This window comes from Kribbella sp. CA-247076, from assembly GCF_050942445.1.
Classification (GTDB): domain Bacteria; phylum Actinomycetota; class Actinomycetes; order Propionibacteriales; family Kribbellaceae; genus Kribbella.
Window position 1 is genome coordinate 6193729 of sequence record NZ_CP192051.1, and the last position, 25506, is coordinate 6219234.

Genomic DNA, 25506 nt, shown 5'->3' on the forward strand with positions numbered 1-25506 from the left:
AGGTTCAGATGAGGCATGTCTGTCGGTGTGTCGCAAGAAGACTCGTGTGACTGATGTGAATAGCGACGCTCCGTGATCAACCCAGTCGCGCTACGAGACCGGGCCCGACCTCCTCGATGTTGAGGGCGAAGATCCGGTGGTCGCGCCAATCGCCGTCGATGTGCAGAAACCGCGGCCGCTCGCCCTCGTACCGGAAGCCGAGTTTCTCGACCACTCGCAGACTCGCCTTGTTCTCGGGGCGGATCGCGACCTCGATCCGGTGCAGGCCGAGGCTGAACCAGCAGTGGTCGGCGGCCATCGCGACCGCGGTCGGCACGATCCCGCGGCCGGCGTACTGCTCGTCGACCCAGTAGCCGAGGTTGGCCCAGCGCGCGGACCCGTAGGTGATGCCGGACACCGTCAGCTGTCCGACGAGCGGCCACTTCGACCGCGAGCCGACACCGGCCGCACCGCCGTACGTGATGACGAACGGCAGCATCCGGCCGTACCGCGCCTGCCGGTTCCAGTCGCGGGCCATCGCGCGGAAGGTGCGCGCACCGTCCTCCGCACCCGGCGGCTGGGTCGCGTCCCACGGCCGCAGCCAACTCACGTTCCGCTGACGCGCGGCCGCCCACTCGGCACCGTCGCCGGCTTTGAGCGGTCGGAGCGCGACCTGCCCGTGCCGGAGTTCGACGGGCCAGCGGACGATCGCCATCAGTCGTGGTCCGTCCGGACGTGGTCACCGCCGCGGACCTGCTCGACCGCGTGCCGGAGCAGCGGTTGCAACACGGCCAGTCCGTCCTTCACGCCGCCGCGCGAACCGGGCAGATTCACGATGACCGTCGTCCCCGCGACGCCGGCGAGACCGCGGGACAGGGCGGCCGTCGGTACGCCGTTCGCGACGCCGTACGCCCGGATCGACTCGGCGATCCCGGGGACGACGCGGTCGAGCAGACCGGCGGTCTGTTCGGGGGTCTGGTCGGTCGGTGAGATCCCGGTCCCGCCCGTCGTCACGATCACGTCGTACGCCGCCTCGACACCGGCACGCAACGCCGAGCCGACCGGCGCGCCGTCCGGGACGACCTGCGGACCGGACACCTCGAAGCCCCACTCGGCCAACTCCGCGGCGATCAGCGGACCGGTCGTATCGGTGTAGACACCGGCGGCGGCCCGATTGGAGACACTGACGACGAGGGCTCTCACGGCCGCTCCCAGTGCCCGGTCTTGCCGCCTTCTTTCAACTCGACCCGGACGTCGGAGAGCACTGCCGCCGGGTCCAGGGCCTTGACCATGTCGATCACCGCGAGGCCGGCGACCGCGACGGCGGTGAGCGCCTCCATCTCCACGCCGGTGCGGTCGGTGGTCTTCACCTGCGCCCGGATGAGGACGGCGTCGTCGGCGACCTCGAGGTCGACCTTCGCGCCGGTGATCGCGATCGGGTGGCAGAGCGGGATCAGGTCGGGCGTCCGCTTGGCGCCCATGATGCCGGCGATCCGCGCGACGCCGAGCGCGTCACCCTTGGGTACGCCGTCGCCGCGCAACGCCGCGACCACCTCGGCCGACACGAGAACCTTGCCGCTGGCAACAGCCCGGCGGTCGCCGGACGCCTTGGCCGACACGTCGACCATCCGCGCCGCCCCGGTCTCGTCGACGTGGGTCAACCCACCACCCGCAGCCGCCGCGTCGTCCGGCGTCGCATCGGGGTCGGCCGGTGCATCGGGGTCGGCCGGGGTCGCCGCGGGGTCGGCGGCCGTGTCCGGGTCCTGCGTCATCCCGTCTCCTCGTCCAGCAGCAAGAGCTCCACCTGGTCGCCGGCCCGGACCGAGGTCACGTCCTCGGGCACCACGATCAGCGCGTTCGAGCGGCTCAGCCCGCCGAGCAGGTGTGAGCCGTGCCCGCCGACTGTACTGGCCATCCAGCCCTGATCGCCGGAGGTGGCCGAGGCCCGGACGAACTGCCGCTTTCCGGCCGGCGAGTTGAAGCTGTCCAGCGTCACCCCGTGCACCGGCTGCCGGCGGTACGGCATCTGCCCCATCAGCTTGCGCAACGCGGGCCGGACGAACACCTCGAAGGACACGTACGCCGACACCGGGTTCCCGGGCAGCGTGAACACCGGCACCTCGTCCTCACCGAGTACGCCGAACCCCTGCGGCTTCCCCGGCTGCATCGCGACCTGCGGGAAGTCGACCGTGCCGGTCTTCGACAGGACCTCCTTGACCACGTCGTACGCGCCCATGCTGACCCCACCGGTGGTGATCACCAAGTCGGCCCGGACGAGCTGGTCGGACAGCGTGTCCATGATCCGCTTCGGGTCGTCGCCGACGATGCCGACGCGGTACACCACGGCCCCGGCCTGCCGGGCCGCCGCGGCCAGCGTGTAGCTGTTCGAGTCGTAGATCTGCCCCTCACCCAGCTTGCTGCCCGGCTCACGCAACTCGGCCCCGGTCGACACCACCACGACCCGCGGCCGCGGGCGCGCCTTCACGCGAGACCGGCCGACAGCAGCGAGTACGGCGATCTGTCGCGGCCCCAGCACGGTGTCCTGGTCGAGGACCTTCTCCCCCGCCCGGACGTCCTCACCGGCCCGCCGCACGGACGCCCCGAGCGCGGGCTGCTGCGCGATCTGCACGTTCGCCGTCCCACCGTCGGTCCACTCCACCGGTACGACGCTGTCGGCGCCCCGCGGCATCGGCGCGCCGGTCATGATGCGGACGCACGTCCCCGGCGTGACCACGATCGGCTCGACCCGGCCGGCCGCGATCTCACCGACCACGGGCAGCGTGACCGGGTCGTCCTGCGACGCCGCGTCGAGGTCACCGGCTTGAACGGCGTACCCGTCCATCGCGGAGTTGTCGAACCCCGGCAGGCTCACCCCCGAGACGACGTCCTCGCAGAGCACCAGCCCGACGGCCTCCATCAACGGCTGCTCGAACGCCGGCAGCGCCCGCACTCTCCCCAGCACGACTTCCAGATGCTCATCCACACTCCGTCTCACGCCCCGACCCTAATCCGTGCAGAACGACAGGAGGTAGTTGCCACCTCGGTCAGGCGCCACGCTCCCGGCAGCTCCGGCAGCCGCCGGCCAGGGCACTACCTCCTGTCGGTCGGTACCCCTTCACCGTGATCCCCCCAAGTCATCCGTATATCCGGCGCCTTCTCCTCGTTGCCGGCACCGTCGGTACGGCGGACCTCGGTGAAGCCGTGGCGCAGGTAGAAGGACTGTGCGCGGGTGTTGGACTGGAAGGTCCAGAGCGCAAGCCCGCCCGGGCGGAGGTCCTTCGCCAGGTCGACCAGGGTCGAGCCGATCCCCAGCCCGGCGGCGTCCGGGTCGACGTACAACTGGTCGAGGTCGTCGCCGTCGAGGGTGAGGACCGCGACGATCCGGCCGTCGTCCAGCGCGACCCAGGTCTGGGCGTCCGGCAGCAGCACCTCGGCGAACCAGGTGGCGACCTCGTCGGCGGTGTGGATCGCGGGCGGCAGCAGATCCGGGTACGCGTGCCGCGAGCGCCACCACAGCCGGGCCGCCTCGTCGGTGTCGTACGGCTCCAGCGGCCGGATCAGCAGCTCGTCCATTCCCCCAGCCCTTGTCAGCCCTCGAGGACGGCGCCGTCCTCGATCAGCCGACGGTCCCCCTCGTCCGCGGCGACCTCGACGTCGCCGACCACCACCACATCCTTGCCGAAGGCAACGTCACCGCGCACCTCGAGCCGGTCGGCCCGGACCAGCGACGGGGGCCCGGCCGGGAACCGGGCCTCGAAGTCGGCCAGGATCTTGAAGTACTCCGGGTCCAGGTCGACGTACGGCTCGTCGCCCTCGTGGGTCGTGGTCAGGTCGCCGGACTCGGTCAGCTCGTACACGTCGGACCGCAGCACGAGCAGGTCGTTCGTCGTCTTCACCGGCTTGAACCGGCTGCGGTCGACCAGCACGGCCTGCGACCCCTCGAACGTCTCGATCGCGGTGCCCATCCCCGTCTCCAGCTGGATCACCTTCGGCGACGAGGGGTCCGCCGGGTCGACGGTCTTCTTGTTGACGATGATCGGCAGCCCGAGGACGCCGTCGTGGCCGGCCATCAGCTCGGCCAGCCGGTCGAGGTCGATCCACAGGTTATTGGTGTTGAACGTCGTGTGCCGGGTGATGTCCTGGAAGTGCTTGGTGTCCTCGTCGGCGACCTGGGCGGAGTCGCGCAGGATCAGCCGGCCGTCGGACTTGCGCACCGCGACGTGCCCGCCCTTGCGGTCGGACCGGGTCCGCCGGCAGACCTCCATCCCGAACGGTACGTCGTGCTCGGCCATCCAGGCCGCGATCCGGGCGTCCGGGGTGGCGCCGAGGTTGTCGGCGTTCGAGACGAACGCGTGCCGGAACCCGCGCTCCCGCAGCGCGTCCAGGGTGCCGGAGGCAACCAACGCGGTGAACAGGTCGCCGTGGCCGGGCGGGCACCAGGCCAGCTCCGGGTCCGCCGGCCACTCGGCCGGGGTCAGGTCGTCGGCGAGCAGCTTGGGCTCCATGTTCTGCAGGAAGTCCAGCGGTACGCCGTCGACCGGGAGGCCGTCGTACTCGCCGAGGATCTGCAGGGACTCCTCCTTGGTGCGGAAGGAGTTCATCAGCACCAGCGGTAGCGGTACGTCGTACTCCTGCCGGGTGCTCAGGATCTGCCGCGCGATGATGTCCAGGAAGCTGAGGCCGTCCTTGACCGGCAGTGCGGACTTGGGCCCGGTCACGCCCATCGACGTGCCGAGGCCGCCGTTGAGCTTGATCACGACCGTCTCGGCCAGCGCGGCGCGCATCGCCTCCGGGTCGGTGTCGAGGTGGTCCAGCTGTGGCAGGTCCCCCACCGGCTCGATGTCGTCCTCGCGGATCGTGCCCTGCTGACCGGACTCGAGCAGCCGGTAGTAGTGCGTGAAGACCCGGATGGCGACGTCGGCAGCGCCGGCCGCGCGCATCTTCTCCTGCGCTTGTCGTAGACCTGCCTCACTCATGTCACAACCCTAGGGGACGCCGCGTATTCACCGTGTTATCCGCGTCACGCCGCTTACGATCGGGCTGTGTTCCCGTCCAAGGCCGCGGCGCGGCAGTACCTGCTCAGTGCCCGCAGAGCTCGCCCGCACACGGGCGATCTGCTGGCCACCGTGCAGGCGCAGCCGGCGGTGCGGTCGGCCCGGCGGGTCGCGCTGTACGTGTCGATGGGTGCGGAGCCGCAGACCGGCGCGCTGATCGACTGGCTGCTCGCCACCGACCGTGACGTGCTGCTGCCGATCCTGTACGCCGACAACGACCTCGGCTGGGGCATCGCCCCGGGTGCGGCCGATCTGGTGCCGGGCCGGCGAGGCATGTCCGAGCCACCCGTCGATCTGGGCCCGGAGGCGATCGCGACCGCCGATCTGGTCATTTGCCCGGCCGTGGCGGTCGCACGCGACGGAGTACGCCTGGGACGCGGTGGCGGCTCGTACGACCGGGCGCTGGCCCGCGTCAGCCCGAGTACGCCGGTCTGGGCGGCGGTGTACGACGCGGAAATCGTCGAAGCGCTGCCCGCGGACAGCCACGACCGACCGGTGGACGCGGCGCTCACGCCGAACCGGTTGGTCGTCCTGAGAAGATCGCAGGATGACTGAGAACGCCGTACGAGCCGCCGCAACAGCCGCACGAAGCCTGGGTCTGACCGTCACGGACCCGACCGTGCTGTACGACGCGTTCTCCGTAGTGGTCCACCTCAAGCCGTCGCCCGTGGTCGCACGGGTCCCGATCACCCTGCCGGACCACCTGATGGAGCCCGACGTCGCCGAGCGACGGCAGCAGCGCGAGCTGGACGTGGCGGCGTGGATCGCCGAGCTGGGCAAGCCGGTGGTCCCGCCGAGCCCGCTGGTTCCGCTCGAGCCGGTGCGGCAGGACGGGTTCTCGATGACGTTCTGGGAGTACGTCGAGCAGGACATGTCGGCCGAGATCGACTACGTGGCCAACACCGCCCGGGCCGCCGAGCTGCACGCCGTACTCGCGGACTACCCGAAGGACCTGCCGTGGATGACGCCGCTGCTCGCGGTGCCGTCCACCCTCGCGGACCTGGAGGCAGTGCCCGGTCTGCTCGAGCAGGCGGACGTGGACCGGGCGCGGGCCGAGTGGGACGTGTTGGGGCCGCTGCTGACGAGCCGGGCCGAGTTCGAGGCGGTCTTCCCGTCGGCGACCATCCAGGCGATCCACGGCGACGCACCGTCGTACAACGTGATCCCCACGGCGGACGCCGTACTGTGGTCCGACTTCGAGGACACCACGCTCGGTCCGCCGGAGTGGGACATGGCTGGGTTCGGCCCGGAGCTCGTCACCGTCTACAACACGGCGGCGGCAGCCCTCGGCCGGCCTCTGCTGGACGAGCGCGTGCAGAGCGTGATGGACACCGCCCGAGTGCTGCAGCTCATCGTCTGCACTCCCCTGGTGCCGCGCCTGCCCGCTCTGGCGGACGGCATCCGCATGTTCGTCGGGCAGTGGCGGGACACTCCGTTCGCTGGTGGACTGGGCTGATGCTCAGCTCGTACGTCGACGCCGGCGTCCTGCCCGGCCTGGTGTCACTGGTGAGTCACGCCGACGAGACGCGGATCGAGGTGCACGGCAACACCGCCTTCGACGGTCCGCCGATGGAGCGGGACAGCCTGTTCCGGGTCGCGTCCTTCACCAAGCCGATCGTGGCGGCCGCGGCGATGATCCTGGTCGACGAGCTCCGGCTGTCGATGGACCGGCCCGTCGACGACTTCCTGCCCGAACTGACCGGCCCGCAGGTTCTGCGGCGACCGGACGGCGGGCTCGACGACACGGTCGCCGCGGAGCGGCCCATCACGCTCCGGGATCTGCTGACCTTCCGGCTGGGGCTCGGGGAGTCGGACAACCCGGCGATCCGGCAGCGGGAGGACGAGCTCGGGCTGCGGACGTTCGGTCCGCCGGTGCCGCGGACCGCGTTGGAGCCGGACGAGTGGATGCGCCGGTTCGGCACGCTGCCGTTGCAGTACCAACCGGGTGAGCGGTGGATGTACTCGACCGGCTCGCACGTGCTCGGCGTACTGATCGCACGGGTCACCGGGCAGCCGCTGGAGGAGTTCCTGCGGGAGAGGCTGTTCGAGCCGCTCGGGATGCGTGACACCGGGTTCACCGCGTCGGACCCCGCGCGGCTGACCACGGCGTACGTCGGCGACGACGTACTGGACCCGGCCGCGACGAGCCAGTGGCTCGAGCCGCCGTCGTTCCCGGACGCGAGTGGTGGGCTGATCTCGACCGTGGACGACTTCCACGCGTTCGCCCGGATGCTGCTCGCGGGTGGCGATGGCATCCTGTCACCGGCCGCCGTCACGGAGATGACCACGGACCACCTGACGCCGGCCCAACGTACGGCGGCCGCCGACTTCCTCGGCCCGGACACCGGGTGGGGCTACGGCCTGTCGGTCAGCAGTGATCGCTACGGCTGGGCCGGTGGGCTGGGCACGCTCTGGTCGACCATGCCCGCCGACCAGACGATCTCGATCCTGCTCACCCAGCGGGCGCTGTGGACCTGGCCGGAGGACCTGTTCGCGGAGGCGAGTGCCCCAGCCTGGTGACTAGGGCTGGGGTTTCGTGAAGGTGACAGTGTGCTCGCGGGCGGCCTCGACAGCTCCTCTGGTGTAGGCCCATTGCAGCGTCTCGCCGCGCACCCACAGCTCGGTCTGGTCGGTGTAGTTGGACGAGAACGCGTGCCCGGACACACCGGTCAGGTTGATCCACCGGGACTGGTCGAAGTCGGCCAGGTCCACCACCATCCGCATCGACGGCGTCGCGGTGACCCGGTAGCCCTTCGAGGCGTCCCACGCGGTCGCGTTGACGATCGAGGAGCCGCCGCCCAGCTCGTACGGACCGCGGTTGAACAACCGGTCGACCATGCCGATGCCGGAGTTGCCGAGCGTCTGGTTGGTCAGCGTGAGCTTGTGCAGCTGACCCCACTTCCAGTTCTCCGGATCGCGGGCCATCTTCTGGGTGATCTCCTGCCGCGCGTCGACCAGCGACTCCCGGAGGATGTCGTCCCGGCTCTCGTGCTGCGGCGTGCGGATGTCGTCCCACCAGCTGCTGTTCGGCTGGCTCAGCAGAGTGTGGATCACCTCGAACCAGCGCGAGCCGCCGTCCGGCCAGGCGCTCTCCGGGAGCTGGTCGTGGAAGGTCAGCGCGAGCACGTTGCGCCAGGTCACGTTGAAGTACGCCGCCGCCGCGGAGTCGGCCGGCTGGGTGAAGTCCCAGTCCTTGAGGGTGTCCTGGCCCTGACGCTCGAAGTCGTCGTCGATGCTGATCTGGAGCAGGTAGGGCACCAGCTTCTCGGCGGCGCGGTTCTTGGTGTCCAGCTGGATCGACGCCATCGCGTTCGCGTCCAGCTTCCCGGCGGCCTTGATCCGGTCGAGGATCTGCTGCGACCGGTAGCCGTAGTCCCAGTCGTTGGTCAGGTAGTACGTGTACGTGCGCGGCACCACCGCCTGGTTCGCGGTGACGATGATCCCGTCCGCGGGGTCGTACTCGGTCGGCAGCGCGTCGAACGGGACGTACCCGGCCCAGTGGTACTTCGGGTCCCAGCCCGGCACCGGCCAGTCGCCCCGGCCCGTCTTCCGGATCGGGATCAGCCCGGGCGCCTGGTAGCCGATGTGGCCGGCGGTGTCGGCGTACACGAGGTTTTGTGAGGGGACCTGGAACTGCTGCGCGGCGGCGCGGAACTGGGTCCAGTTCTGCGCGCGGTTGATCGCGAACAGGGCGTCGGCGGTGCGGCCCGGGTTCAGCGCGGTCCACTGGATGGCGACGCCGTACGCCGTCTGGTGCTTGCCCTGCTTCGCGGCCAGCTCACCGGCCTCGCGCTGGTCCTTGCCGACGTCGGAGATGAGCGGACCGTGCCGGGTCTCGCGGACGGTGATCTTCACCGGCTCGTCCTGGCCGGCGACCTTGAACGTCTCCTCCCGGGTCGCCATCGCGCGCCACTTGTTGTTGTAGAGCACGTTGTCGCCGTCGATGCGCTCGAGGTACAGGTCGGTGACGTCCGGGTCGAGGTTGGTGAAACCCCAGGAGATCGCGTTGTTGTGGCCGATCACCACACCCGGCAGGCCGGAGAAGCCGAAGCCCGAGACGTCGTACGGACAGCCGCGGCTGACGGTGTTGCAGTGCAGGCCGACCTGGGTCCAGATGCCCGGCATGGTCGCGCCGAGGTGCGGGTCGTTGGCCAGCAGCGGCTTGCCGGTGGTGGTGTGGTCGCCGGAGACGACCCACGAGTTCGACCCGATGCCGTCACCGCGGCCGAGCAGTTGCGGCAGGCCCTTGGCGACCTTGTCGACGGTGTCGAGTGAGGCGAGCAGCTCCTTGGTCAGCATCCCGCGCCGGGCCTCGGTCGCGATCGGCGCGGTGGTGAACCTGCCGCCGCGGACGGATCCGGTGGCCATGATCGGCTCGTTCCGCTCGTACGGGTACGGCGGGTAGAGGCTCTCGATGTTGCGGGACGAGTACGACGCGAGCAGCTTCGTCCGGGTGAGCTCCTCGTCCATGTTGCCGCCGAGGTCCCACGCCATCGCCTTCAGCCAGGCCAGCGAGTCCGCCGCGGTCCACGGCTCCGGGACGTAGTCCGGCCCGGTCAGGTCCTGCAGTCCCAGCACGGCGTACTCGAGGCTGAGGCCGGAACCGGTGTTCGTCTTCAGGTAGGCGTTCACGCCACGGGCGTAGTCGTCCAGGTACTGCCGGGTGGACGGGCTGAGCAGGCCGAGCTCCTTCTCCGCGACCCGGCGCCAGCCGAGGGTGCGGACGAACTTGTCGGTCTCCAGCGCGTCGGCGCCGAAGAGCTCCGCCAGCCGGCCCGACGTCACGTGCCGGCGGAAGTCCATCTCGAAGAACCGGTCCTGCGCGTGCACATACCCCTGCGCGGCGAACAGGTCGCTCGGGGTGTCCGCATAGATCTGCGGGATGCCGTTGCCGTCCCGGACCACCTCGACGTCGCCGTCGAGCCCGGTCAGCTCGATCGTCCCGTCGTACGTCGGGAAGGAGTGGCGGACGACGAAGACGACGGTTCCCGCGATCACCACGAGGACCGTGGCGAGGGCGATTCCGCTGATGATGACGACTCGTAGCAGGCGACGCACGGACCCAACCGTAGAGAATCCGGGCGCGCGCCCCAAATGGGGTCCCGGACAACTTTGCGTTGCTCTGCGTCCGGTGACCATCGACGCTGCGTCGAGGTGTCCCACGCCCGAGTTGGAATAGTTCGGCCCGCTGGCGCATTATTAGCAGTCGAGTAGTAGGAGTGCCAACGGCCTGAAGGGAACGAACCGTGCCGACGTACCAGTACCAGTGCACCGACTGTGGTGAGGCGCTCGAGGTGCGGCAGAGCTTCACGGATGACGCGCTGACCGTCTGCCCCGCCTGCCAGGGCTCCCTGCGCAAGGTCTTCAACGCCGTCGGCGTCGTCTTCAAGGGCTCCGGCTTCTACCGGACCGACAGCCGCGACTCGGGCAAGAGCTCGACGGCCGCGAAGTCCGACTCCTCGGCCAAGTCCGACTCCTCCAGCTCCGCCTCGAAGTCCGACTCCAGCTCCTCGAGCTCGTCCTCGACCTCCACCACCACGTCGAGCAGCACCTCCTCGTCGAGCTCCAGCTCCAGCGCCGCCTGACCCGGACCGGGCAGAATTCGTCCTGGCACCCTGTCGGATCCGGCACCGGCCGTTCGTAGCAGGGGTGAGAGGCGACCGCAGCGGCCGCCGGGGACAAGGAGTGATGAGATGACGCTGTACCTGATCTCGTTCGAGGACGGCGCGATGGACGTCACGGAGGAGGAGCTGCCCGCCGTGGCCGAGACCTCGCACGCCGTGGTCCAGGAGGCCAAGGACGCCGGCGTGTTCGTCTTCACCGGCGGGCTCGACTACCGCAAGCCGCACGCGCTCGTGGGCACCGACGGGATGATCACCGACGGCCCCTACCCGGAGAGCAAGGAGCTCATCGGCGGCATCTTCGTCATCGACGTGCCGACCTGGGACGACGCGCTGAAGTGGGCCGCCAAGGTCGCGGTCGCCTGCCGGTGTGCCCAGGACGTCCGCGAGTTCTTCCCGTTCCGCCGGACCGACTTCTGACCCCTTCCCGGGCTGACGGGCACGGCTACCCGGGTGGCCGTGCTCGGCTGACCGGGTGGTCGAGCACGGCAGCGCGGGTGGCCGTGCTCGCCTGTGGACAACTCGGCGGGCGGACCGCGGGAAACTCGTACTTTCTCTGGCATGAGAATCCCTTCCGTTGTTCGTGATCTGGTGCGTGCCGCCCGCTGGCACCGTCGGCTGCTGGCCGGCGTGGCCGCGGCCGCCGCCGTGTACTTCGGCCTCGTCGCCCTGTCCCCACCCCCGCCACCGACCGTCCCGGTGCTCGCCGCCGCGCGAGACCTCACCGGCGGAGCCGTGCCCGCCGACGCCGATCTCCGCACGGTCGACCTCCCGCCGGACGCCGTGCCCGACGGCGCGCTGACACCGGGCGCCGACCTCACCGCACGCGTCCTCAGCGGCCCGGTCAGATCCGGCGAGCCGTTGACCGATGCCCGCTTCCTGACACCGGTCGCCGTACCACCCGGCTCACTCGCCTACCCCTTCCGCATCGACGACGCCGACATCAGTGCCCTCCTCCGCGTCGGCGACCACCTGAACCTGTACGCCGCCACCAGTACGTCGGCCGAGTCCGCACACCTGCTCGCCCGAGCGGTCCGCGTCGTCGCCCTCCCCACAAGCCCGCGTACGACGACCGCCGGCGCCCTGGTCGTGGTCGCGACCACCCCCGCCGTCGCCGGCCGCCTGGCCCAGGCCACCGCGAACTCGAGAATCACCGTCGCGCTGACGCCGGACACAAGCTGATCACTTATCGGACACAACCGACCACGATGAGTGCTGCTGCGGCGTGCTTTCTCGCGCTGGCGAATCCGGAGTCCTACGTTGACGGGGAACATCACCCGCTACGTGGAGGCACCCTCAATGCTCAAGGGCTTCAAAGAGTTCATCATGCGCGGCAACGTCGTCGACCTCGCGGTCGCCGTCGTCATCGGCGCGGCGTTCGGTCAGATCGTCAACGCGTTGGTGAACGGCCTGATCAACCCACTGGTCGCGGCGATCTTCGGCAAGGCGGACATCAGCAAGGTTTGGACCTTCACCCTCAACGAGGCTGAGTTCTCGATCGGCATCATCCTGCAGGCCACGCTCAACTTCCTGTTCGTCGCGGCCGCGGTCTACTTCTTCATCGTGATGCCGCTGAACAAGCTGGCCGAACGCCGCGCCCGCGGCGCCGAGCCGGAGCCCACGCCGTTGACCACCGACCAGCAGCTGCTCACCGAGATCCGCGACTCCCTGCAACGCGACCGCCCCTGACTCAACTGAGGGAGCGGGCGGCCAAACCTCACCTTGAGCTCGCCAACCCACCCGCCCGCTCCCCTGCACCCCGACCCAGCGTCCGGCCTGGCTGTCAGCCGGAGTAGCGCATCCAGCGGTACGGGATCGGCTGGGCGGCGTTCCACTCGTCCATCTCCTGCTGGGAGACGTCCACGAAGCCGACATCCAGGTAGGTCTTGATCGCGATCGCGTTGTCCGGCCGCACCCGCAAGAAGATGTCCGGATGCCCGGCAGCGACGGCCGGCTTCAGCAACGCACGAACCAGTTCCGCCCCGATCCCCCGCCCGCGCCGAGCCGGGTCGACGATGATGCGGGCCAGCTCGACCTCGTCCTCCTCGTCGTCGAGCCACACCTCGCCGTACCCCACCGGCGTCTCGCCGTCGAAGTACAGGTACGACTGGATGTCCGGATCGACCGTCCGCCAGCTCCCGATCAGCTCAGCGGGAAACGGGTACTCGTTGCGCCCACACAACAACCCGACCTCCTGCGCCGTCCCGGCCCACCCCGCGACCAAGCGCCCGTACTCGTCCGAGAACCCCCGAAGCTCCATGCCCCGGATTCTCCGACAGTCTGAAGACCCCCGCCACGCACTTCAGTCCCACGACAGACCAAAGGGTTCACTCGTGGTGCGGGGGGACCTCGCGGAGGATTCGGTCGTCGTCGTCGGAGCCGAAGTCGTTGTCGCCCCAGGTGCGTGGGTCGTCGTCGCGGGTCTGCTCGGGCAGCAGCGGCTCGTCGTCCTCGTACGGGCTCGTCATGGCTCCAGATTACCGAGCCGTCGCGGCTCCCCGGTATCCAACTCGTCGTGAACAACCGCCGGCGGGAGCTGCTGCCCGACGGCAGCCTCGACCAGCGGCGCGATCCCCGGTTCGCCTTGCCAGCGGTCGTTTCCGAGCACGCACCACGCGGTCAGCACGGACAGCGTCGGCGTCGCCAGTCCGGCCAGCCGGAGCGGTTCGGCGTTCTGGAACCCGAAGGTGATCGTCCAGTTCGCCGGATCGGGATAGAACTCCTGCACCGCGCTGTAGTAGAAGCTCAACCAGCCCCGCTGCGGCAGCATGCACAGCAGCCGGTAGTTGGTCGCGACGGTCGGCACTTCCTGCAGGTCGCGCCACATCAGCTGCATGTCCCGCTTGGCCGCCGCCTTCCGGCTCGCGTTGACGGCCACGTTCGCCGCCATCATCCCGAGCACGAGGCCCGGCTTGCCGACGAACACCCCGCCGCTGTGCGTGTATCGGCCGCTGCCGCCGTACAGCCGGGCGTAGTGCGCCGGGGTGTTCACGTACGCGGTCTCACCCGGCTCGAGGACGAGTCCGTACATGGTGAGTGGTTGCGGGGTGTTACCGGCCATCAGCCAGCGAGCCCAGTCGATGCCGAGCTGCCACTCCTCGCGCTCGCGCCGCGCGGTCGCCTCGTCGTTCTTCTTCCGGCCCACGGCAGAACATCGTAATCAGGACCGAACAGCGCGTGCACGTTACAGGTGTGCCTCGGTTGCCGAACGATCCGGCGGCGTGACCGGAACGACGCGCCGCCGTGATGCTCCCGGCACGCGCGACGAGACCCCGGTCGACCATCATGGGTGGCCTCGCCAACCCGGAAGGACCGAGTCGTGAGTGCATTACGGACACGGGGCCTGATCGGTGCGACGCTCGTCGTGGCTGTCCTCGGAGTCACCGCCGCCTGCGGTGACGAGACCGCCACGCCACCGCCCGCCGCCCAGCCCACCCAATCGCCGACCACCCCCGGCACGACCCCGTCGTCGCCCACCCCCAGCGGCACCCCGAGCATGAACTGTCCCGACACCATCGCGGCAGTGCGCGCGGCCACCGACAAGGCCGTCTGGGGCAAGGGCGCGGCCAAGTCGCTGTTCCAGCCCGTCAGCGTGACCATCTGCCAGTACGACGCCAAGGCGTCCGGGCAGGACTACGCGACCATCGACACCCAACGCAGCAGCAAGCAGGCCACCGACCTGTTCGCGCTGGTCAACGCGTCGAAGCCGGTGGCCAAGAAGCCGGGCTTCTGCACCAAGGAGCTCGGCCCGACCTACGTGCTGCGATTCACCGACAACGACCGCGGCGTGCTGTCCTTCACCGCGGAGGCCTACGGCTGCCGTCGCCTGGTGGCGACCTCCCTGGAAGGGCAGGGCAAGCCCGGCGAGCTGCCGGCTCCGCGTCAGGTGTCACCCGAGCTGATCAAGTCGCTCGGCCTGCGCTGACCCTGCGCCGGACGCGCCCCCCGAAGCCGTCCGGACCGGGGTCACCCGCGCCTGCCTTGCGGGTCCCTCCCTGGGGTCGACCCGCAAGGCAGGTAGCGGCACCGCGGTGATGTGTTGGAAGCTGCACCATGCGACTGATGCGGCTTCTGGGCGCCCTGCTGCTCGCCTGCACGGCCTGCTCCACGCCGGCGTCACCGGATTCGGCGAATTCAGCGGACACCCCGAAGCGCACACTCCCCTGCGTTGCCGGCTTCACCTGTACGACGCTCAGCGTCCCGCTCGGCGTGGACGACCAGACGCTCGAGCTGACCGTCGCCGCGGCAGACAACGTCGACGCACCGCGCGGCGTTCTGCTGATGCTCACCGGCGGCCCGGGCCAGCCAGGTGTACCGCTGCTGCCCCGCGTCCGCCAGAACATCCATCCGGACGTACTGCGTGAGTACCGGCTCGTCATGTTCGACCAGCGCGGCACCGGCTCGACCGGCATCAACTGCACCTCTCTGCAGACAGCCATCGGTGGCTCCGACTTCCTGACCGCCCCCGCCGGGACAGTCGAGGACTGCGCGCAGCGGATCGGCCCCGGGATCGGCCATTACGGCACGCCGGACACGGTCGAAGACATCGAGCGTCTGCGTCAGCACCTGGGCGTCGAGCGGCTGACGTTGAACGGTACGTCGTACGGGAGCTTCACGGCCGCGCAGTACGGGCTGAAGTATCCGGATCGGGTCGCGTCGCTCGTGCTCGACTCGGTGGTCCCGCACAAGGGCTTCGACCCGTTCGGCGCGGACCTGATGGCTGCGACCGGCGGCGTACTCAAGGCCGCCTGCCGTCAGGACCCGGCGTGTACGACGGACCCGGTCGCGGACCTCGCGTGGCTGGTGGAGAACGGTTCGGTCGACGGCACCGAGCTGATGGAGAGCCTGTCGATCTCCAGCCTCAACAGCGTCAACCCGTCGCTCGAGGGAGTCCCCGCGACCCTCAACGCCGCCCGCGACGGCGACGACGCGCGCCTCAAGGAGTTCCTCCAGACAGTGAGCAGCCGACGCATCAGGTACGACGAACTGTCGGCCGGACTGCACCTGGCCACGCTGTGCTCCGACCTCCGCATCCCGTGGACCGGCGGCAAGACCGAAGCCCTGGAGACGGCCGTACGACGCCTGGACCCGAAGCGGCTGTACCCGTACGACCTGGAGACCGCCCGCCGGCAACTGATCGTCGACGGCTGCCTGCGATGGCCGGCGACGCGGATGTCGACGTACCCGGACTCGGATCAGTTGTTGCCGAAGACCCTCATCCTGCACGGCAGCAACGACCTGTTCTGCCCGGTGGAATGGGCGGAGTGGGAGAAGGCGCATGCGCGCTCGGCCCAATTGGTCGTCATCCCGGGCAGCGGGCACGGCGTGCAGCGGGATCCCCGTGGGCGGGAGGCGGCGCGGACGTTCCTGCTCGGCTGAGACCCAACTGTGTGTGAATGATTGCAGCACCCTGGGCGACTCGATGCGTCTAATAGATGTGAGGTGTTGTACGCCCAGCCGGGGAGTGGCGAGTGGAGTTCGAGGAGTACGTGTCCGCACGCGGACAGGAACTGGTGCGGCTCGGTTTCACCGTCTCGGGCGACTACCAGCGAGCGGAAGACCTGGCCCAGATCGCGCTGATGCAGGCGTTCCGGTCGTGGCGGAAGGTGCGGAAGGCGGACGACCCGCACCACTACGTCCGGCGGATCCTGATCAACGCGTACCTGTCGATGACCCGGCGGCGGTCGTTCGCCGAGGCACCGACGGCCGAGATCGACCCGCAGCGCACGGTGCCCGATCCCGCCACCGACATCGTGAACTCCGACGACCTCTGGCGAGCGCTCGCCGGGTTGTCGGCCAGGGAGAGGGTCGTGCTGGTCCTGCGCTACTACCAGGATCTCGACGACCGCACGATCGCCGATGTGCTCGGCATCAAACCGTCCTCCGTGCGGGCGACCGCCAGCCGGGCGCTGGCCACCTTGCGGAAGACCAGGCAGTCCCACCACGTGTGATGAGAGGTTGTCGTGAGCAACACCGATCTCAAGGATGAACTGCGCGGAACCTTCGACCGGGCCGCGGCCTCGGTGCCGCCGGCCACCGGCCTGACCGAGCGCGCGACCACGAGTGCCCGGCAGGCCCAGCGCCGTACCTGGATCGTCTCCGGTGCCGCGGCCGTGGCGGTCGCCGCAGTCGCGGTCGTCGGGTTCAGCCTCGGTGGGCGGGACGCGACCGTGCAACCGCCGGTGGCAGGCGGTCAGAGCCCGGCCGGGTCGACCTCGGCCCAGGCGCCGCCGTCCGCCGCGACCGTGGCCGGAACGTGGCGGGTCGTGCAGATGGCCGGTCTGACCACCTTGACGGCCGAGCGGCCGGACGACCCTGTGATCGAGTTCAAACCGGACGGAACGTGGACCGGCTCGGACGGCTGCAACGGACTGTCGGGGACGTACACGATCGGTCAGCGCGGCGAGTTCACCGCGAAGGCCGGGCCGCAGCGGCTGATCGGGTGCGACAACGTGCCGCACACCGCCGTACTGCAGGGCGCCAAGCGGATCACGCTCGAGACCGACACGCTGAAGTTCTTCGCTGCCGACGGGCGTGAACTTGCGAGCTACGCTCGCGCACGGTAGTCAAATCTGCTCGCTGAGGGTGATCGAGGCTTGACTCAACGCAGCTCTTGACCGGACGATAGGTGCGGCCGTCCACCGATCTGGGGAGCTAAGTGCGACTCTCAGTTACCGTCCCGCTGCTCACATTCGGCTCAATGTCACTCGTCGCGGTCGGCCTCACGGCCACCGCCGTGCCGGACGCACCGGCCGTCGAGGCGGCGTGCTCACACGGGCAGCCGAGTACGAGTTCGGTCCAGTCCCAGCGGTTGGCGCAACCGACGTCCGCGTCGGATCCGCGCCCACTCGGCGAGGCCCTGGGCGATGGGATCAGCATCGCCGTACGGTCGCTCGAGCCGCTGGACGCGACCGGCCGGCCGACGTCGGGCCTGCCGTACGGGCTGAGCCAGGGCGTTATCGGCGTGGTCGGCTCCGCGTCGACCGGTTACAAGGTGGTCGTCGACAACTCGGTGATCGACACCCGCCGGTACGAGGCAGCAATGGCCCGCAACGTCCCCGCGGCCGGCAAGCCGATGGTCCGCCTCGAGCGCAGTTGCCGGTCGGCGCAGGAGATCGGCGAGGCCTGGAAGGCGGTCGGCGCCCGCTCCTGGTCGGCCGACGCTCGCGGTACGACGTTCGTCGCCGACCTGGACCCGGTCAGCGAGGACATCGTGGTCGAGTACGACAAGGCGTCGACGTCGGCCGCGTCTCTGGACGGTCTGCGCGCGCTGTCCGGCGTACGACTCGTCGAGAGCTCGCTCGCACGGACCTCCCGGCTCAACGACACCCCGAAGGGCGGTCATTGGGGCGGTGCCCGGATCACGTCGGCGTCGAAGAACTGCACCGCCGGCTTCTCCGTCGTACGGCGTTCCAGCGGCCAGCGCGGGTCCGTGACCGCCGGTCACTGCGGCGGCGTCGGGACCCAGTGGAAGTCGGGCTCGCACTACTACGGCACCACCTCGGTCCGGACGAACTACCCCGACTACGACCAGGCGCTGCTCACCGGCAGCACGTACGGGGCGAAGATGTGGACCGACGGCCCCGGCGACTCCGCCAACACCCGCACGGTCAAGGGCGGCGCCGACCCCGGCGTCGGCACGATCGTCTGCCAGTCCGGCAGCTTCAGTACGTCGCTCTGCGGCCTCACGGTCCGCTCGACGTCAGCGAAGTACTGCGACACCGACGGCTGCACGACGTACGTGATCCGCGCGACCCGCGGTGGCAAGATCGCCATCATCGGCGGCGACTCCGGCGGCCCGCTCTACACCGGCCGCGGTTCCACCGGGGCGCTGATCCGCGGCACCACCTTCGCCGGCTCCGGCTGCGCCTCCTCCCGCTGCACCACCCTCTACGCCGAGCGCTACGCCTCGATCTCCGGCCACCTCGGCGTCTCCGCCCTGACCGGCTGACGCCGTCAGGTCCACACCGCGAGGATCACCGCGGCAACGAGCAGACTGACGATGTGGTAGCCGGCGGTGATGCCGATCCACGTCTGCGGCTTGGGTTTGCGCGGATCGAAGAACCCGGTGACGAACAACGCCGGCGCGACGATGCCCACCCCGACCACGAGCCCCACCACGACCCCCTCACCGAAGGTGTCCGTACTCGTTGCCTCCGACACCATCGCCAACCCGATCGTCGAGATCAGGCAGGTCAGCGCCGGTACGACGTACATCTTGGCCGGCGTGGCCTGCGCCGCGTCGGCCTCGGTCCACCCGATCGCCTCCTGCCACTGCTTGCCAAAGGCAACCGGCGCGTACCACAGCCCGCCGATCCCGAAGTACACGACCGCGGCCACCACCACCGCCAGCCAGTTCAGATCTCCCAGCACACCGAAGCTCATGGCCCCTCCCCCACGCTCACTCCCCTAGCCGCAGCGTGCGCGCCCCCACCCCCCACTGTCCACACCCGCCACCGAACCGTAACCACCCCACCGTCCGCTAGGCTGTCCCCGTCTGTCCGCCCCCGTAGCTCAGGGGATAGAGCGTCGGTTTCCTAAACCGTGCGTCGCAGGTTCGAATCCTGCCGGGGGCACCGTGTGATGTCTCAAGACATCCCGGACAGGTGAACCCACGATTCGTGGGTTCACCTGCTTCTTTTGGGGGCAGGTCCGGGTGGTCTGCCGGTGGGCTGGTAGTCGCGGGTGGGGTCGAGGACCAGTTCGCGTAGCAGTTCGCCGGTGGCGGCGTCGACGACCCGGATCTGGAGGTCGTGGATGAGCAGGATGACGTGGGTTCGGGCGTGGGTTCGGCCGATGCCGATGTGGTGGAGGCGGCCGTTGACCCGCAGGGTGACCACGCCGGTGTGGTCGACCCGGTCGGCGCGGACCCGGTGGTGAACCTCGCCGGCCCGGTCGCCGGTGGGGGTGGCTTTGGGGCGGGCGGTGTAGGCGGCCGCCGGGGTGCAGCGGTGCGGCAGGGACCGATGCGGGCGGCGGTGGTTGTACTCGTCCACGAACTGGTCGAGCAGGGTCTGCAGGTCGGCGATCGTGGCGGGCTGGGCGGGTTGGGCCCGCAGCCACTTCTTCAGGGTCTGCTGGAACCGCTCCACCTTCCCGCAGGTGGTCGGGTGGTTCGGGCGGGAGTTCTTCTGCACGATGTTCAGCTTGCGTAGCTCGGTCTCCAGGCCGTTGCGGCCGCCCTTCCCGCCCGACAACCGGGTCGTGTAGACCATGCCGTTATCGGTCAACGTGGAGGCCGGGATCCCGTACCGCGCAACGGTTTCGCGGAACGTCGTGACCACAGTCTGCCCGGTGATCCGCCGGTGCGCGGTGACATGCAGAGCCAGCCGGGAGTGGTCGTCCAGCCAGCTGATGACTTCGACATCGCGGCCGTCGGCGAGGCGGTAGTGGGTGAAGTCGGACTGCCAGCACTCGTTCGGCTGTTCGGCGGCGAACCGCAGGTACGACGACCTCGGCCGCTTCCCCGGAGCCGGTGTCACCGCGCCCGCCCGGGTCAGGATCCGGTGGATCGTCGCCCGCGACACCACCGTGGCGTGATGGTGGCGCAGGTGCCAGCCGATGGTGTCTGCCCCGGCGTCCAGGCCGGCCTCCGCGAGCTGTTTGCGCAGCCGCAGTACCAGCTCCACCGTCACACCCGGCGTCGCCCGCGGCGAGCTCTTCGGCCGCCGCGACCGCGGCTCGAACGCCGCCTCCCCCTCGGCCCGCCACCGCGCCAGCAACTCATACACCCACGACCGGGCCACCCCGTACTGCGCGACCACCTCAGCAACAGGCCGCTTCTCCACCACCACAGCCATGATCACCAACCGGGCCTTCGACATCCCAGAGCATCAACAACCCGTCCGGCATCACCTGCGACACCAGTCCGGCATGTCGTGAGACACCCGTCCGGTATGTCCTGAACCACAACACTGCCGGGGGCACCGATGTGATGTCTCAAAACATAGGCAACACCCGAACCTACGATTCGTGGGTTCGGGTGTTGGTCGTTTGGGGTGTTTGGGTGGGGGTCCTAGAGGCCTTCCGGTTGCCTCGTAGTCCTTGGTGGGGTCGAGGGTGAGTTCTCTGGGGAGTTCGCCGGCGGCGGCGTGACGACCCTGATGTCGAGGTCGTGGACGAGGAGGAGGACGTGGGTTCGGGCGTGGGTTCGCCCGACGCCGATGTGGTGCAGTCGGCCGTTGACCCGCAGCGTGACCACGCCGGTGTCGTCGGTACGGTCGGTGCGGACCCGGTGATGGACCTCGCCTGTGCGGTCGGTGCTCGGGCCGGCTTTGGGGCGGGCGGTGTAGGCGGCCGCCGGGGTGGCGTGGTGCGGCAGGGACCGGTGAGGTCCACGCCAGTCGGGTGCGCAGAGTCTGGTTCTAGCGACGCTCAATCAACGTGTCAGCTTGGTAGAGGCCGTCGTCTCCGATGGTTTGGCGCCCAGGATCGGCGCTGATCGGAGTGATGGTGATGTCGTAGTCCTCGCTAGGTTCCCAAACGACTGCGTCGTAGTGGATGGTGCGACCGCGTGCGAGGACGCGGATGAGGTGAAGGCCTGGACTGGTCGGCGTGTGAACCGAGTACGCCGGATTCTCCCCCATCAACGGGGCGAGGTAGAGCGCACCCCTATAGGAATTGCAATCTGCTCACCGATCTCCCAGTGATCGCTCGCCGTCGCGAGGTCCGGAAGCGGCTCGTCTCTGACTCGAACAGTTACGTTGACCGGACCATCAGCGCAGCCAGTGCGGATGATCACCGCGGTCGGAATCTCTGGATCTAGTGCGAGCACGGGTCCTGCGGTCGAGAGATCGAGGATCGGGCTGGCGTCTCCTACCACCAGCAGAAACTGGTGGTAGGAGACCTCGACCTGGTAGGTGGACTCGGTCACTACGCAAACTTTATCTGGAACGGGTCGTGGGCCAGCATGCGCTCGTCCCGGTAGAAGTTCACCAAGTATGCGCCTGCTGACTGGTTGTGGCCGCTGATGATGAAGCAACGACTGAAGCCGCTTGAACCGGTCCGCTCCGGATCCGGCATCTGACAACCTGGGAAGCTGCGCGGGGTCGGGTCTCCCCCGATGTAGGCACCCTCGTACGTGCTGCGGAACGGGTGCCCTGTTCAGGTTGTACAACAGTCGGCCGGCGCGGGGGTGGTGCTGTCGGCGGCGAATCCGAAGAGTGCACTGCTCGCGGTCGGCGCTGCGGCAGCGAGCGCGCAGACCGGAATCTCTGGTGGCGAGCAGGCGATCGCCTACGTGGTCTTCGCTGTGATCGCCACTGTCGGCGTCGCGGCTCCCGTCGCCATCTACGTCGGGTTAGGCGAGCGCGCCGGCCCGATCCTCGACGAGCTCAGGGTGTGGTTGGGCCGCAACAATGCCGTGATCATGGCGGTGCTGTGCCTCATCATCGGGGCGAGGTTCGTCGGCGACGCGATCTCCGGATTCAGCACCTAGCCGGCCACCAAGCTCGGTGGTGGAGATGAGTGGCCGTCAGCCGAGTTGGCCATTGCATGTGGCGGGCCAGGATGTGACCCGGCGTGTTGTGCGCCCCGCCAGAGGTGTTCGCTGGCCGTCGATATCGGGCTGGCCATGGCCTCGGCGGTTGGACGACCTCGGTCGTACTGCTCGGCGCGCCGCAATCGCTTCACCTGGCACATTCTCGCCGCCGGCCTTGATGGGTGGCCGCCGCACATCACCCAACGTGGATGATGCCTGCACCCAGCAACAACGGCGAGATTGGTGATCGAAGGATCAAGATCGTCGGCCGTCGTGGGCGATGCCATGGTGCGGCATGGTTCGTGGTGGGTGGCGACCATCCAGGAGAACACTGGCTGATGACTCCCGGGCGACCGAAGGAGGGCACGCAAGCGTGGCGGATACTGTGACGCACTTCGAGATTTATGCCGAGGACCCCGCGAACCTCGTCGAGTTTTACCGGGCACTCTTCTCGTGGACGATCGACAAGGCACCCGGGATCGACTACTGGCAGATTCAAACCGGTGGAGGCGGCCAAGGCATCCGCGGAGGGTTGACGCATCGCCCAATCGAAGGGCCCCGTAGCTGGGTGCATTACGTGACGGTCGAGGCGCTCGACGAGGCGGTCACTCAGGTGGAGGGCTTGGGTGGAACCGTTGTACGCACCAAAGCCGCGGTGCCGAAGAACGGCTGGTACGCCGTGATGGCGGACCCTGAGGGAAACATCTTCGCTTTGTGGCAGCACGACCGGAACGCAATGCCACCGCTCGACCCCGAGGAATGATGTCGCAACCACCCGTGGACGCCGACGCACGACCATACAAAAGGCTTATGCGCCGACACTCGATTGGCGCGCCTAGGAAGGAGCGACAGGATGTACTACACCGATGATGCTCTCTATCCGGAGAACATGCGCCCCCTCGTCATCACAGCGGCGCCCTACGCGCCGTCCTGGATCCCAGGAGACGCGGCGGACATCGCGGTCACGTGGGACGAGCAAGTGCAGGCGGCCGTGGATTGCTACAACGCCGGCGCCACAGTGCTGCACGTGCACGTCCGGAACCCGGCAACCGGACGGCTGTCGACAGACTTCGACCAGTTCAACTATTTCCTTGGACGGCTCAAGGAGGCCGTGCCGGAGATGATCCTCCAGGTCGGCGGCTCGATCTCGTTCGCGCCCAAGGGTGAGGGTCAGAAGGCCGCCTGGCTTGACTACGACACGCGGCACATGCTCACCGAGCTCGACCCGAAGCCTGAGACGGTCACCGTCGCGATCGGGACTTGCATGATGGACCTGACGCAGATGTGGACCCCCGACGATGTGAAGGGAACGCATCTTGAAGATCCGAGGAGATTGGCCGCCTGGGCAGGCATGTACACCGATGCCGGTCCTGCGTTCTACCTGGAGCACCTGAAGCGCCTGATCGCCAATGGCATCCAGCCCTACTTTCCTTTGGCGCACGTGCACCAGCTCGAGATCGTGGAGCGTCTGATTCGCAAGGGCGTATACATGGGTCCGTTAAACCTGGCGATCGGTACCTATGGCGGGGGCGGCTGCGGCCACAATCCGTTCGATTGGATGGAGTTCATCCGTCGCACCCCGCAGGGTGCGGTGCTCTCGTTCTGGGCGGGAATGCGTATCAACGCGGTGGCCCAACCGCTCGCGATCATCATGGGCCAGAACGTGCGTGTCGGCAACGAGGACAACCTGTGGAACAGCAAGCGGGAGCGGATCACCACAGTCGGGCAGATCGAGTCGGTTGTGCGGTTGTCGGAGCAATTCGGGCGCAAGGTCGCGACCACCGATGAGGCGCGCGAGATCATGAAAATTGGCGTCTGGTACGACAGCATCGAGCAGACGCTCAGAGAACTCGGATTGCCGCCCAACCGCGCGGAGGGCGAGCCCGGCTTCATGGTCTGGCCGACCGACGGGAGAAACCATGTCGCCGAGGTCATGTCCGATTCGCATGCGATGGCCTACTGCATGGTTCCACCCCAAGAGGTGGAGGCACCCGCGTAGCTCTCGAACGAAGCGCTGAGGACGGTAGAACGAGGAGGGACATCCGTGGCCGAGTTCATCGATGCTGGAAGAGTGGACGAGCTCCCTCCCGGGAGAGGTACGTCGGTGACCGTGGCGGGGCGGGACGTGGCGCTCTTCAACGTCGACGGCACGATTTACGCGATGGAGGACTCGTGTCTTCACCAAGGCTCCTCGCTGGGAATGAGCGAGCTACAGGGACACGTTGTGACTTGTCGCGGGCACGGTTGGCGGTACAACGTGACCACTGGGGCGATACTCCATGCCCCGGATGTCGGCGTGGACACGTACCCGGTGAAAGTGGTGGAAGGACGAATCCTCATCGCATTCGGCGAGCAGCAGGCGGCACCGTGACCCACTAGTGCCGCGAAAGGTCGCGAACGCGTCGATCGGCAACGCACTCGGGCGCTGCCGTAAGTCTGACGTTCGGGCAGATCGCTGCTCGGCTCGCCGTATGTCCGGTGGCGTCGGCAACAAGCATCAAGTGCGTCGTTAGCGCCGGCCACAGTCTCGAGTTACCGATGAGCGTCCCGCCGGGGCGTAGGCGCTACTCTCACCTTCCTGGCTCGTCAGTTCAGCGGGGAACGGCCTGGGAACGAAGGGACGTCGAATAGAGTCAGCTGGAGTCGAGTCCGGCCGAACTGGTGATGGCTCGGTACGCCTGGAAGGGTGCATGTCGGCACGGCGCGTCGGTTTCCTAAACCGTGCGTCGCAGGTTCGAATCCTGCCGGGGGCACCGATTGAAACCGCAGGTCGGCGCCGGCTTCTGCCGGGTACCAGCGGTGGTCACTAGCCTGGTCCAGATCTGATGAAGTGTCGGCGGGATTTCTTGGCGGTGTCGATCTGGGGGGTGCTTGTTCGACCTGTGGGGCGGGGACCGAGACGCGGTCCGCTGGACGAGGAGAGCGCGATGGCGAAGTACATGCTGATCATGCGGGGCACCGATGAGACGAATGCCGCGATGATGGCGTCGATCGACGAGGCGATGGCCGCGACCCGCCGGTTCATCGGGGAGATGGTCGAGGCTGGCGTTCTGATCGCGGCCGAAGGGCTGGACGATCCTGGTCAGGGTGTCGTGGTCGACATCACCGGCGCGGCACCGGTGGTCACGGACGGGCCGTACGGCGAGACCAAGGAACTGTTCGGCGGCTACTTCCTGATCGGCGTCGCCTCCAAGCAGGAGGCGGTCGAGTGGGCCAAGCGGGTCCCGGCGGTCCCCGGGGCCAGGATCGAGGTCCGTCGCGTCGCCGAGAGCGACGAGGTCCCCCAGATCAGCCCACAGGCCGAGCCGAAGAGCGACGCCCAGGCCACGCTTCAGAGCAACGCTCGGGTCAGGAGCTAGAGCGACGTCGATGA

30 protein-coding genes and 1 tRNA gene are annotated in these 25506 nt (G+C 68.7%); 18 read left to right on the forward strand and 13 right to left on the reverse strand.

Going from position 1 to position 25506, the window contains the following annotated elements; translation table 11 throughout:
• Positions 1-76 precede the first annotated feature (76 nt).
• The 6 genes from ACQPYZ_RS29305 to ACQPYZ_RS29330 all read right to left on the reverse strand — a co-directional run bounded on the left by ACQPYZ_RS29305 (position 77) and on the right by ACQPYZ_RS29330 (position 4955).
• A complete protein-coding gene (locus ACQPYZ_RS29305; RefSeq protein WP_433161764.1) occupies positions 77-694 on the reverse strand; it encodes a GNAT family N-acetyltransferase in 618 nt (205 codons plus the stop codon).
• Positions 694-1182: a MogA/MoaB family molybdenum cofactor biosynthesis protein gene (locus tag ACQPYZ_RS29310; RefSeq protein WP_433161766.1), complete on the reverse strand. Its 489-nt coding sequence runs from the start codon at positions 1180-1182 to the stop codon at positions 694-696. The genes ACQPYZ_RS29305 and ACQPYZ_RS29310 overlap by 1 nt, the downstream gene beginning before the upstream one ends.
• Positions 1179-1607: a cyclic pyranopterin monophosphate synthase MoaC gene (gene moaC / locus ACQPYZ_RS29315; protein WP_433169786.1), complete on the reverse strand. Its 429-nt coding sequence runs from the start codon at positions 1605-1607 to the stop codon at positions 1179-1181. Before moaC ends, ACQPYZ_RS29310 begins: the two co-directional genes overlap by 4 nt.
• Before the next feature lie 140 nt (positions 1608-1747).
• Positions 1748-2974, reverse strand: a complete 1227-nt coding sequence (gene glp / locus ACQPYZ_RS29320) for a molybdotransferase-like divisome protein Glp (protein WP_433161769.1) — start codon at positions 2972-2974, stop codon at positions 1748-1750.
• Positions 2975-3069: 95 nt separating this feature from the next.
• Positions 3070-3552 (reverse strand): N-acetyltransferase family protein, encoded by a 483-nt coding sequence (locus ACQPYZ_RS29325; RefSeq protein WP_433161770.1) that lies wholly within the window; start codon positions 3550-3552, stop codon positions 3070-3072.
• A gap of 14 nt (positions 3553-3566) precedes the next feature.
• Positions 3567-4955, reverse strand: a complete 1389-nt coding sequence (locus ACQPYZ_RS29330; protein WP_433161772.1) for a UTP--glucose-1-phosphate uridylyltransferase — start codon at positions 4953-4955, stop codon at positions 3567-3569.
• 66 nt (positions 4956-5021) lie between these two features.
• Here ACQPYZ_RS29330 and ACQPYZ_RS29335 point away from each other — a divergent pair, with 66 nt between their 5' ends.
• The 3 genes from ACQPYZ_RS29335 to ACQPYZ_RS29345 are packed head-to-tail and all read left to right on the forward strand — an operon-like array spanning position 5022 to position 7553.
• Entirely contained in the window at positions 5022-5588 is a 567-nt protein-coding gene (locus ACQPYZ_RS29335; RefSeq protein WP_433161774.1) for a 5-formyltetrahydrofolate cyclo-ligase, read from the forward strand.
• On the forward strand, positions 5581-6489 hold the full coding sequence (locus ACQPYZ_RS29340; RefSeq protein WP_433161775.1) for an aminoglycoside phosphotransferase family protein: 909 nt from the start codon (positions 5581-5583) through the stop codon (positions 6487-6489). The genes ACQPYZ_RS29335 and ACQPYZ_RS29340 overlap by 8 nt, the downstream gene beginning before the upstream one ends.
• Positions 6489-7553: a serine hydrolase domain-containing protein gene (locus ACQPYZ_RS29345; RefSeq protein ID WP_433161776.1), complete on the forward strand. Its 1065-nt coding sequence runs from the start codon at positions 6489-6491 to the stop codon at positions 7551-7553. Before ACQPYZ_RS29340 ends, ACQPYZ_RS29345 begins: the two co-directional genes overlap by 1 nt.
• Here ACQPYZ_RS29345 and ACQPYZ_RS29350 read toward each other — a convergent pair whose 3' ends face one another.
• A complete protein-coding gene (locus ACQPYZ_RS29350) occupies positions 7554-10091 on the reverse strand; it encodes a penicillin acylase family protein (protein WP_433161778.1) in 2538 nt (845 codons plus the stop codon).
• Positions 10092-10279: 188 nt separating this feature from the next.
• On the opposite strand from ACQPYZ_RS29350, the gene ACQPYZ_RS29355 reads away from it, so the two are divergent.
• From ACQPYZ_RS29355 to mscL, 4 genes are all read left to right on the forward strand, one after another.
• Positions 10280-10618, forward strand: coding sequence for an FmdB family zinc ribbon protein (locus ACQPYZ_RS29355; RefSeq protein ID WP_433161780.1), 339 nt, complete (start codon positions 10280-10282; stop codon positions 10616-10618).
• 108 nt (positions 10619-10726) lie between these two features.
• Positions 10727-11074 carry a YciI family protein gene (locus ACQPYZ_RS29360; RefSeq protein ID WP_433161781.1) on the forward strand — a complete coding sequence of 116 codons (348 nt, stop codon included), beginning with the start codon at positions 10727-10729 and terminating at the stop codon, positions 11072-11074.
• A gap of 141 nt (positions 11075-11215) precedes the next feature.
• Complete coding sequence (locus ACQPYZ_RS29365) at positions 11216-11836, forward strand: SAF domain-containing protein (protein WP_433161783.1); 621 nt, start codon at positions 11216-11218, stop codon at positions 11834-11836.
• 78 nt (positions 11837-11914) lie between these two features.
• Positions 11915-12343 (forward strand): large conductance mechanosensitive channel protein MscL, encoded by a 429-nt coding sequence (gene mscL, locus ACQPYZ_RS29370; protein WP_433161784.1) that lies wholly within the window; start codon positions 11915-11917, stop codon positions 12341-12343.
• Between the two features lie 94 nt (positions 12344-12437).
• On the opposite strand, the gene ACQPYZ_RS29375 is transcribed toward mscL, so the two are convergent.
• The 3 genes from ACQPYZ_RS29375 to ACQPYZ_RS29385 form a co-directional block, all read right to left on the reverse strand.
• Positions 12438-12914, reverse strand: a complete 477-nt coding sequence (locus ACQPYZ_RS29375; protein ID WP_433161787.1) for a GNAT family N-acetyltransferase — start codon at positions 12912-12914, stop codon at positions 12438-12440.
• Between the two features lie 67 nt (positions 12915-12981).
• On the reverse strand, positions 12982-13122 hold the full coding sequence (locus tag ACQPYZ_RS29380; RefSeq protein WP_433161789.1) for a hypothetical protein: 141 nt from the start codon (positions 13120-13122) through the stop codon (positions 12982-12984).
• On the reverse strand, positions 13119-13799 hold the full coding sequence (locus tag ACQPYZ_RS29385) for a hypothetical protein (RefSeq protein ID WP_433161791.1): 681 nt from the start codon (positions 13797-13799) through the stop codon (positions 13119-13121). Before ACQPYZ_RS29385 ends, ACQPYZ_RS29380 begins: the two co-directional genes overlap by 4 nt.
• 174 nt (positions 13800-13973) lie before the next feature.
• Between ACQPYZ_RS29385 and ACQPYZ_RS29390 the strand changes: the two genes are divergently transcribed.
• The 5 genes from ACQPYZ_RS29390 (at position 13974) to ACQPYZ_RS29410 (ending at position 18605) form a co-directional block, all read left to right on the forward strand.
• Positions 13974-14579 (forward strand): hypothetical protein, encoded by a 606-nt coding sequence (locus tag ACQPYZ_RS29390; protein WP_433161793.1) that lies wholly within the window; start codon positions 13974-13976, stop codon positions 14577-14579.
• Between the two features lie 137 nt (positions 14580-14716).
• Positions 14717-16033 (forward strand): alpha/beta hydrolase family protein, encoded by a 1317-nt coding sequence (locus tag ACQPYZ_RS29395; protein WP_433161794.1) that lies wholly within the window; start codon positions 14717-14719, stop codon positions 16031-16033.
• 92 nt (positions 16034-16125) lie between these two features.
• Positions 16126-16605, forward strand: a complete 480-nt coding sequence (locus tag ACQPYZ_RS29400; protein WP_433161797.1) for a SigE family RNA polymerase sigma factor — start codon at positions 16126-16128, stop codon at positions 16603-16605.
• Between the two features lie 12 nt (positions 16606-16617).
• On the forward strand, positions 16618-17220 hold the full coding sequence (locus ACQPYZ_RS29405) for an META domain-containing protein (RefSeq protein WP_433161799.1): 603 nt from the start codon (positions 16618-16620) through the stop codon (positions 17218-17220).
• Positions 17221-17354: 134 nt separating this feature from the next.
• A complete protein-coding gene (locus ACQPYZ_RS29410) occupies positions 17355-18605 on the forward strand; it encodes a S1 family peptidase (RefSeq protein ID WP_433161802.1) in 1251 nt (416 codons plus the stop codon).
• A 5-nt stretch (positions 18606-18610) separates the two neighbouring features.
• Here ACQPYZ_RS29410 and ACQPYZ_RS29415 read toward each other — a convergent pair whose 3' ends face one another.
• Positions 18611-19039, reverse strand: coding sequence for a DUF1761 domain-containing protein (locus ACQPYZ_RS29415; protein WP_433161804.1), 429 nt, complete (start codon positions 19037-19039; stop codon positions 18611-18613).
• Between the two features lie 118 nt (positions 19040-19157).
• Here ACQPYZ_RS29415 and ACQPYZ_RS29420 point away from each other — a divergent pair.
• Positions 19158-19230 (forward strand) — tRNA-Arg (locus ACQPYZ_RS29420).
• Positions 19231-19281: 51 nt separating this feature from the next.
• Here ACQPYZ_RS29420 and ACQPYZ_RS29425 read toward each other — a convergent pair.
• Complete coding sequence (locus tag ACQPYZ_RS29425) at positions 19282-20478, reverse strand: IS481 family transposase (protein WP_433161807.1); 1197 nt, start codon at positions 20476-20478, stop codon at positions 19282-19284.
• 761 nt (positions 20479-21239) lie between these two features.
• Positions 21240-21527 (reverse strand): hypothetical protein, encoded by a 288-nt coding sequence (locus ACQPYZ_RS29430; RefSeq protein ID WP_433161808.1) that lies wholly within the window; start codon positions 21525-21527, stop codon positions 21240-21242.
• Positions 21528-21788: 261 nt separating this feature from the next.
• On the opposite strand from ACQPYZ_RS29430, the gene ACQPYZ_RS29435 reads away from it, so the two are divergent.
• The 5 genes from ACQPYZ_RS29435 to ACQPYZ_RS29455 all read left to right on the forward strand — a co-directional run bounded on the left by ACQPYZ_RS29435 (position 21789) and on the right by ACQPYZ_RS29455 (position 25492).
• A complete protein-coding gene (locus ACQPYZ_RS29435; protein WP_433161809.1) occupies positions 21789-22091 on the forward strand; it encodes a GAP family protein in 303 nt (100 codons plus the stop codon).
• Positions 22092-22506: 415 nt separating this feature from the next.
• Entirely contained in the window at positions 22507-22896 is a 390-nt protein-coding gene (locus tag ACQPYZ_RS29440; protein ID WP_433161811.1) for a VOC family protein, read from the forward strand.
• A 90-nt stretch (positions 22897-22986) separates the two neighbouring features.
• Positions 22987-24132: a 3-keto-5-aminohexanoate cleavage protein gene (locus tag ACQPYZ_RS29445; RefSeq protein ID WP_433161812.1), complete on the forward strand. Its 1146-nt coding sequence runs from the start codon at positions 22987-22989 to the stop codon at positions 24130-24132.
• A 45-nt stretch (positions 24133-24177) separates the two neighbouring features.
• Complete coding sequence (locus ACQPYZ_RS29450; protein WP_433161813.1) at positions 24178-24504, forward strand: Rieske (2Fe-2S) protein; 327 nt, start codon at positions 24178-24180, stop codon at positions 24502-24504.
• Between the two features lie 556 nt (positions 24505-25060).
• Positions 25061-25492 carry a YciI family protein gene (locus ACQPYZ_RS29455; RefSeq protein ID WP_433161815.1) on the forward strand — a complete coding sequence of 144 codons (432 nt, stop codon included), beginning with the start codon at positions 25061-25063 and terminating at the stop codon, positions 25490-25492.
• Positions 25493-25506: the final 14 nt, after the last annotated feature.